Genomic DNA, 9,629 nt, shown 5'->3' on the forward strand with positions numbered 1-9,629 from the left:
ATCAATTAATAGCTTAAGTGAGCGTATTGAGGCTGGCGAAGCTTTAACTGACACACGTTTTACAGAAACTCGTAAAAATATTAGCAGTAACACGACTAAAATAGCAACAAACACAAAATCAATTAATAGCTTAAGTGAGCGTATTGAGGCTGGCGAAGCTTTAACTGACACACGTTTTACAGAAACTCGTAAAAATATTAGCAGTAACACGACTAAAATAGCAACAAACACAAAATCAATTAATGGTTTAAGTGAGCGTATTACAGGCGAGGCTAAATCAACTGACATTCGCTTTGCGCAAACATATAAAAATATTGGTAATAACACGACTAAAATAGCAACAAATACAAAAAATGTAGCTAATAACACAAAAGCAATTATATCTAATTCAAATACGCTGGAGAGATATGGGAAGCAGTTAAATGAACACGACGAGAAAATAACTTTTCTAAACAATAAAGTGGACCGAAACACTGGATTGATAAAAGAAAATACTTATCGCATAAATAAGTTAGAGCACGGTATGTCGTTAATGGCTGCAATGTCTAATTTAACACAAGATGATGTAACGATGGCTCTCGGCTACTATAATGGTAATACAGCTCTAGCAATGGGAATAAATTATGCGTTAATGCCTAATATGAATGTTAAATTTAGTGCTGCTGCTGACACGGAATTCACACAAACATCTCTTGGTGTTGGTATAGGATATTCGTTTCAATAAACTATAATCTGTTCTGTCGCAACGTAAGGGAACTAGAAAACAATTGGGAGATCTAATCATTGAATTTAAACTGCCATCTAAACTTTTATGCAATTTTCTGGTTACCATTTCCCATCTGATATCATTCTGAACAGTAGCCAGCCTTCGGCTGGAGCCAGATATCTCAACCTGAAATAGAAACTGCGGCCTAGAGCCTCATTTTTAGCCCTTATTGCTCGCTAATTTAGCGGGCATTCTTATTTTATGTCAGTACAAATCACCATTATTATATTGACCATATCCTATGAGTAACAAACCTAGAAAAAGAAGAAGAAACCAATAAAGAAATGTCGTCCGGTTCAGGCATCATCTGCTTTTGATAGCTATGAGCAATATGAAACCACCATGGATAATGTCATTCAGTTGCTAAATACCCAATATAATATTGCTCCACCAAAAGATCATGACGAAGAAATTACATTAATTTATCAATATCTTATTGATAAGTTTGGTGACACATCGACTACTGCATTCAAATTACATGAAGTATTAATCTCGCTTGCTCATATCGCAGAGCGAGATGGTGCAACGCCTTACTAATACCAATCTGGAAAATTAACTGGTCAGGTCTGTCCATCTTCTCGAACACATCTTGGTGACTCTGGTGGAGCACTCCAAAAAACTATTCCAAGCACTACATACTTTAGAGACAATATCTTCGTAATCCGAAAAAGACTGATTGGCGAGATAATGTTACCTCAACCAACTCCATACTTGTTCTATGGGATTTAGCTCTGGAGAATAGGGTGGGAGTTTGATGAGGTTCTGTCGCAAAGTTTACGTAAGACACAGGCGTGCCGAATTTCGGACACCATTATACTACGAGCGCATAAAAACGCTCCCATACTGGCAAACTTAAATCACCAACTTGGCCCCGTTTGAGTTGTGTCCAAACTTCCTGACCTGACATCGTAGCTTGTGCTCCCTCAACAGATTTCCATCCTAATGCTTGACGCATCTTCTGCTTTATAGGTCGATGACTTTGTTCAACAATGTTATTGAGGTATTTCACATCAATAACTTCAATCAGATTGAGCATAAAAACAACACTTTTCCATAATTGAATATTCATATTATGAAGTGCTTGAGCATTGGCACCACTTTTATCAATAATGACTTTATCTGGTAATCCATTCGTTCGGATGGCCTTTCGTAGAAAGACCTTAGCGGCTTTTTCATCTCGTGTTTGACTAAGATAAAAGTCAACAATATCACCGTATTTATCGACGGCTCGATAGTAATACCACCGTTTCCCTTTGATTTTGATATAGGTCTCATCCATCCGCCATGAACTTGATACTTGGCGTTTTCTCACCCGTGCATTTTGCTCAATTAAGGGAGCAAAGCGAATGACCCAACGATTAATGGTGGCATGATCGACTCGAATACCTCTTTCAGCAAAGATTTCTTCGATATCACGATAACTGAGTTTGTACGCTACATAGTTGCGTACAGCTTGAAGGATGATGTTAGATGGAAAATGATAACCAGTAAATGGCATAAAAGTTTAAAGTCAGTAATTTGAGCTCTCAACTGCTCTCTGGTTCCCTAACCTTGCGACAGAACCCCTCCAAAAGTCACTAATACAACTTTTTAGTTGTTTACTCATCATGAGTCACCAATAACTCAACATTTACAAAATTAATCATTGTATTCATATGACATTGAGAAAATAGACTTTAATACCCAGCCCCAATTCTTCGACAGCTCGAATAGTCATCATCCGCATAGCTCAAAAGTCGCCAAGTACGAACTTATTCAAATGTCTAACAAAAATACTCCATTAGTAATATAGTATTCGACTAAAATCACACTCTTAACGCGAAAATTTCAAGGGTCGGGTATGAATAATCAAGGTTGGATTCACTATTGGCGTAATTCTCTTGCCGATGCCGATAGTGCGAAAGGTGCATTAAAAAAGCAAGATTTGAAGAATTATGAGCGAATGACAACCGATGAATTCAAAGAAGGTAAGCTTAAAAATGACTCTACATTACTAAAAGAGCTGTTTCGCAATGAACCAGATACCCTAACCGCCGTACAAATTCATCATCGGCCAGTCACCTATAATCTTCGGAAAGTTCATGGCAAAGATTACAGCGATAATATGCCTGGTGTACTGACACCGATAGTCTGCTCTTTATGGGTTAATCGTGATGGATTATTATTTCCCCACATAACACCATTCATACCTCGTGATTTGCTTGCTCCACAAGGAAATGACACCTTTACTATCTCTGACGTCGATAAGCTCGATAAATTCCTGACAATAAACGAAATTCCAGCGCAATCTACCGAAAGCATTCCAGCTAAATTCGAACAAGAAGAACAATATCGGAACCATAAAAAAGATTGGCTCAACTACTATGAACTCACCCAAAAACTATTTGCAGATTACTGCGATAAAAACCGAATTGAGCTGTTCTACGAATGTATTAAAAGTCGAGGCTTAGTCAATAAAACCAGCGAGTGCTTGGGAGCTTCAAGGCATATTTTAAAACTGTACGATAACCTGAGCAATTCAAGCACAACCTTGCCTCTGCTTGATAGTTACGCGGAAAAAACAGTAACCAACCGCGATGAATGTATTGATGTATCTCAGACAGTGAATTCGCGTTTTGGCCACTCAAATAGTCAATTCCCGTTAGCTAAAGCGCAATGCGATGCCTTGGCTCATACCTTAGCCATGCAAGAAGGCGATATTCTCGCGGTAAATGGTCCTCCAGGTACAGGTAAAACAACATTTGTTCTATCTGTAGTCGCGTCATTGTGGATTGAATCTGCGCTAAAAGAGAGTCAGCCTCCTCTAATAATTGCAGCATCGACTAACAATCAAGCAGTAACCAATATCATTGATGCTTTTGGTAAAGACTTCGATGAAGGAGAAGACGAACTATCAGGCCGATGGCTACCCGACATTTTTAGCTATGGAGGCTACCTACCATCGGCGTATGGAGAATTAGAAGCTGCTAAAAGTTACCAAACTAAGCATTTCTATGAAAGAGTCGAGCAATTGGATTTTCTCGAACAAGCTCAAGCGCATTATTTGGATAAAGCAAAACAGGCATTTCCACAACAGAACTTTACTGATGTAACACAAGTTAAAGCGTATCTCCTTGCTGAATTGCGCCAACATAAAAATCAGTTAGATCACATCCAGCACAATTGGCATCACTACAACAGCCAACAGAATGACATCCATTCTCGACTGGGGAACAATCCCCAACAAACGTTAGCATATCAACAACAAGTAGTTTCTGATGCACAAGCATTGAAAGATAGCGCCAAAGAAAAGTTAACTGCGTGGCGAAGCTACCTCTGCAATGAATCTATATGGTTAACTCTGTTTAAGTGGTTACCGCCAATCAAGAATAAGCTTGAACTCCAGCGAAGGAGTTTCATGTTTGACCTTATTGAGCACGATGAAGAACAAATTGAAAATCTATCATCAGACAGATTTGAGAACCTACTCAGGCAAGTCTTTTCTAGTCAAAAAGACGATTTTGATGATCAAAAAAATAGGTATCAAGATTGGTTAGAGCAGTATCAAAAGTTTGAACAATCACAACTGAATTGGCTTGATTCTATCAATAAGTTTACTAAATACTATCCAGAGCAAACTATTCCAGAACTGACCGATATCGATTCGGTTTTAGATATCACGACCCGTTTTCGAATGTTCCGTTTAGCGGTTCATTACTGGGAAGCATGCTGGCTGCTCAGTTGCCGAGATTTAGGCCAGGAGCTGAACGAACAGGCTAGGAAAACGGGGGTGAAAACGGTTCGTCCTCGCTGGCAACGCCGAATGATGCTCACTCCTTGCATTGTATCAACGTTCCATTCTCTGCCTTCTCATATGACTTACCAGTCTCACGTTGGGAATAATGAATTTGAAACAGACTATCTGCTTAATGAAATCGACCTTTTGATCGTTGATGAAGCTGGCCAAGTATCTCCAGAAGTTGCCGCTGCCTCGTTCTCACTAGCAAAAAAAGCGTTGGTGATTGGTGATATTTACCAAATCCCACCGATTAGAAATGTGTGCTCATCGATTGACCGAGGCAATCTAAAGCGGCATAAAATTATCAGCTCTGATAATGAATATACAGTTCTTCAAGAGGAAGGCAGATGTGTAGTGACTGGCAGTGTGATGCATGTAGCGCAACAAGCAAGCCGCTTTCATTATATGCAGGAAGCAGAGCCAGGAATGTTTTTGCAAGAACATAGACGCTGCTACGATGAATTAATCTCATACTGCAATGACCTTTGCTATCAAGGTATCCTGCTCCCAAAACGAGGACAAGCGACCGAAGATTACCTCTACTCTCCTTTCAGTCATTTGCACGTTGACGGTATCGTGGAATCATTTAGCGGCAGCCAACGCAATAAGTTAGAAGCAGAAACTATCGCTGCATGGCTACATGCCAATAAGGTTGAAATAGAGAATTACTACGGCGAACCACTGGCCAATTGTGTAGGTATCATTACTCCATTCTCAGCTCAAGTGAAACAAATCAAGACCGCGTGTGATAAACTCAATATCAAAACAGGGAAGAAGGATGACCAACTAACCGTTGGCACAGTTCATTCTCTTCAAGGAGCTGAACGCAAAATCATTATTTTTTCCCAAGTGTACACCAGACACAACAATGGCGGGTTTATCGATATGGATCCGTCAATGCTTAACGTCGCTGTATCTCGAGCTAAAGATGCATTCTTAGTGTTTGGTGATTTGGATATCATTGAAGCAGCGCCATCTTCTTATCCACGAGGATTGCTTGCCAAGTACCTCTTTACTGACGAGCGAAATGAGCTTGAATTTAGTGTTGGTCAACGCCCCGATTTATTACAAATATGCGGCCATCCGAAACTGCTCACCAATGCCGAAGAGCACGATGCGTTCTTATCAAAACTGTTGAGGGAAGTACAACAAAAAATAGATATCGTCTCGCCTTGGCTATTGCTAGACAAGCTGCAATCAACAGGGCAGTTAGAACTACTAAAAACAGCATTGCACAAAGGTATCCAGATAACCATACACACCGACAGACATTTCAATACCACGGACGCAAACCTCCTGAATACCAATAAAGTAAAAGCGTTTCAACATTGCTGCGCGACCTTGGCACAGCTTGGTATCGTTATCAATGTGATAAATGGTGTCCATAGTAAAAGCGTTTTTGCTGATGATCGGTATATGGCTGTGGGGTCATTCAATTGGTTTAGTGCTAGCAGAAGCAGAAAATACGCTAATATCGAGACATCATTAGTTTATGTCGGTGAGTTAGAGAAGGAGATCAAAATCCAACTCGACTTCTTAAATAGCCGAAGTTGCAACACAAACAAACAGCCCGTGACGTAAACACAAAGCTCAAAATCACTTAGAGCTTTGTATATGACATTTCTAAGTTGTTGCAACATCACTGTACATACTCTGTTTATCCCAATTTAAAATGTCCTTTTTCTTTCCCAGATTAAAATGTCTCTTTTTAAGGTAGTTCATCTTGCTCAGAAACTGGTTATAGAGTAGGGAAGTCACGGCTTTTTTCTGGTGCTCGGTTTAAATTGTTCAGGGTGAACTAAGACAGGATTGATGGCTTCAAGTTGCCGAATGGCTCGTTGTTGGGCGGTTCGTTTCGGGGCTTTTTTACTACGACTGCGTGTTTGTTGTTGCTCAAATTCTTGCTGTTTTTCCTGGGCAAATTTCAAAACGGCACCTAAACGTTTATTATCGACTATCTGGCCTTGGTCAATATCAGCCAGTTTATCGAACACTTTGAACGTGAGTTTTCGCTGGCCGTATTGGATAGCAATGGTCCCATCTGGTCGGTCAAGCACCTTGACGACTTGATTGATTAGTCGCTGATTTTCTTCCGTTGGATCAATAAGATAAACAACCTTATCATATTGAAATGTTAGCGATTTAGAGAGTTTTCGTAGTTCTTGCCAGGCAAAGATGTCATTAAGCTCATCCGTCATTTCCCGCACTGGCCGATGCATATCTTTGGGATATTTCGCAGGTTTAGCAAAGCGACGGTTAAAATCAGCGATAAAGTCGGGGAGCCACGCATTTGCTTGCTCGATAGTATCGATTCCTTGTAATCGCATTTCTTTAACTAAACGATCTTGCAACGTTTTGTTGGCACGCTCTACACGGCCCTTAGCTTGAGAGCTGTTTGCACAAATCAATTCAATATTTAAATCATGCAATACACGACCAAACTGAGTCAATCGTTCGGTCTTTGCATCACGCTTGCTGACATGAAATACGGCATGACGATCACTGTAAAAAGCGGTGGGTTTTCCATGCTGTTCAAGGTATTCACGTGTTGCCACCATATAATCAAATGCAGATTCTGTTTCGCTAAAGCGTAAGTTCATCAGTTTGCCAGTGGCATCATCAATGAAAACCAACAAACAACATTTGTTACTGCGGCCTTCAAACCAATCATGATGTGAACCATCTATCTGAATTAACTCACCAAGACAATCACGGCGGTAACGAGGTTGGTAAACACGAGGCTTTCGTTTGGTATGAGGAACCCAGAGTCCGTCTGCGAGCATCCATTGACGGATCGTTTCAACAGACACATGAATATCATGGCGTTCAGTCAGTTTTTCATGGGCAAGTGTTGGACCAAAGTCTGTGTAATGTTCACGGATCAAAAACAAACATCGAAGTTTCACGGAATAATTAATTCGGTTACTTGAGGGTTGGCCTCGGCGTTGATGAACAATGGCCGCAGCACCATGTTGTCGAAAGCGTGTTACGAGTCGTTGAACCTGACGAACACTGACATTAAGAATGTTGAGCAGCATCTTTGCGTTTGATTCGTTTTTCGCAAACATCTCGGATAGCACCAAGTTTTAAAATATCTTTGTCATTCATAGTTATCAACATTATTTAAAGCTCATATCAACTAAATAGATACGAATTAAGATAGGCAAAAATGGGACATTTTAGTTTTGCAGAAAAGAGACATTTTAACTTTGGACTATCATACTCAGTGCGCAAAAATAGATGTTCTGTTAAATAGACAAACAAATGCTCAGGTTAATCCCTAAGCATTTAGCTAATTTATGGACATAAATCATTTAGTAAGATCACTCTAGACGGCTTACGCCAGATTAGAAAAACTATCATAATCATTTGTTAGAAGTTTAGTCAATTGGTGGTATAAACTTTTCTTTTTCAAGAGTTTGTATTAGCCCTCGCATTAAGAAATTGTTCATAAAATTAACGTAATAAGTCCGCCCATTCTCTTTTAATGGGCGAATAAAACCAGAATCTTTCATCTTCTTAACTTGATGTGTGCGCTGCCGTGGCGATAGTTCAGCCAAAGTGATATCTAGATCAGATGCTTGAAACTTTTGTAGCTTTATACCAACTTTAAGTATTTCAGATTCTATTTTATTTAAATAGCCTCGATCTACTCCATGCTCTATGGTTGGGATTAAAATAGATTTAGATAAATAGTCAAAATCTAATAGTTGATTAACTTTCTTCACTTCACCAAGAATTCCAGAAAGCACGTAGTCACACCAACCTAATAACGACTCATCAGTTCCCTTATCAGCTTCAGTTAAATTCGCATAATATTCTTCTCTATCATTGCAAAATACTGCTGTAGGGTTAATTAACTTCCCTTCTTTTACGTTAAAGCCATATTTAATTAGTAAAGCATAAGTTAAAAGCCTAACCACTCGACCGTTCCCATTCCCAAATGGATGAATCCATGTAAATCTGTGATGAACTAGTGCCGTTTTTAACAAGTCATATTTGCTAGAGTCAGGACGGTTTATAAACCCTATTAGTTCGTCCATATAACTCTGAACATTAACCCAATCAGGTGGTAAATGTGTAGATTGAGAGATTTGAACGCCGACTTGTCGATATTGACCTGGCGTTCTGTCCCCCTCATCGGTCAAACCGCGGACAGCAAGCTCATGTAGTTGTCGAACGAAATAGTTTGTAATCTCTGTACCTTCCTTGATACTTTCTTCAATGAAAGTCATTGCTTCTTCAACATTAGCAATTTCTGAAAATCGTTCGGAAGACCTTTCTTTACTATCAATTTTTTGTTCTACATATTCTGAGATAGTCGTTCTGTTCCCTTCAATTCGTGCTGAGCCCACACTCTCTAGAAGGTGAAAAATTTCTTTCAATTGAAAGAATATCCAAGGCGCAGTTGTCCCTCTTAACCTTAACTTTCTCAGGTGATCTAATTCAATCAAGGTATCGGTTAGATCCATTTCAAAACTCGGATTAACTAATCTTAAATCAAAATCTTTAAAATTTGGTTCAGTCATAAAAATAACAACTCCACATGAAATCCTTAACCAATTGTAGTTAAACAAAAAAAATAAGAATAAAAAACCATATATTTACATTATAGCTTATTCCACATCTACACTAAAGCTTTGTCACTTCTAACGTTTACTATACAGCGACTCTCCGTATTTTATAATCAATAATGCATTCTTTCTTTTTAAGTTTCACCGATAAATCAATAGGATAGAAATAGTTAAAACAGGTTAAAGCGCTCTATGCCGTATAACTTTGTTTCAGATAACTTTTGGTAGAGCAAAAACTCATGAACAGGTTGTGAATGAGTTTTTAATCTAACCAATAATGAGACAAAAATCATTTAGAGGCTTTGTATGTGACATTTCTAAGTTGTTGCAACAAAAGCCTCGCTTTAAATTTCGCGTTATGCCTATTATAATGGAATGGTCGTCCCTCTCCCCATCGTTTATTATGACAAAAGCGACCAGCAAGGAGAGATAATTATGACTATGGTGACAGTAGGTATTGACCTAGCGAAAAATGTATATCAAGTTCATGGCGTTGATTCTCATGGAAAAA

At 39.1% G+C, this 9,629-nt stretch carries 5 protein-coding genes and 2 pseudogenes; 3 read left to right on the forward strand and 4 right to left on the reverse strand.

Going from position 1 to position 9,629, the window contains the following annotated elements; genetic code table 11:
- Nucleotides 1–724: YadA C-terminal domain-containing protein (locus CTN07_RS21590; RefSeq protein ID WP_146154901.1), on the forward strand; the 724-nt coding region annotated here is incomplete at its 5' end.
- 384 nt (nt 725–1,108) lie between these two features.
- Nucleotides 1,109–1,303 (forward strand): hypothetical protein, encoded by a 195-nt coding sequence (locus tag CTN07_RS21595; protein WP_036766133.1) that lies wholly within the window; start codon nt 1,109–1,111, stop codon nt 1,301–1,303.
- A gap of 15 nt (nt 1,304–1,318) precedes the next feature.
- On the opposite strand, the pseudogene CTN07_RS23180 reads toward CTN07_RS21595, so the two are convergent.
- Nucleotides 1,319–1,525 (reverse strand): annotated as a pseudogene (locus CTN07_RS23180) (transposase); the annotation flags it as partial.
- 52 nt (nt 1,526–1,577) lie between these two features.
- Entirely contained in the window at nt 1,578–2,264 is a 687-nt protein-coding gene (locus CTN07_RS21605; protein WP_005306642.1) for an IS6 family transposase, read from the reverse strand.
- Nucleotides 2,265–2,606: 342 nt separating this feature from the next.
- On the opposite strand from CTN07_RS21605, the gene CTN07_RS21610 reads away from it, so the two are divergent.
- Nucleotides 2,607–6,125, forward strand: a complete 3,519-nt coding sequence (locus CTN07_RS21610; protein ID WP_005306639.1) for an AAA domain-containing protein — start codon at nt 2,607–2,609, stop codon at nt 6,123–6,125.
- Nucleotides 6,126–6,298: 173 nt separating this feature from the next.
- Here CTN07_RS21610 and CTN07_RS21615 read toward each other — a convergent pair.
- Nucleotides 6,299–7,652, reverse strand: a pseudogene (locus tag CTN07_RS21615) (ISNCY family transposase).
- A 272-nt stretch (nt 7,653–7,924) separates the two neighbouring features.
- Nucleotides 7,925–9,073: a Fic family protein gene (locus CTN07_RS21620; protein ID WP_005306634.1), complete on the reverse strand. Its 1,149-nt coding sequence runs from the start codon at nt 9,071–9,073 to the stop codon at nt 7,925–7,927.
- Nucleotides 9,074–9,629 lie beyond the last annotated feature (556 nt).

Origin of the sequence: Photobacterium damselae, from assembly GCF_003026815.1 — a bacterium.
Classification (GTDB): domain Bacteria; phylum Pseudomonadota; class Gammaproteobacteria; order Enterobacterales; family Vibrionaceae; genus Photobacterium; species Photobacterium damselae.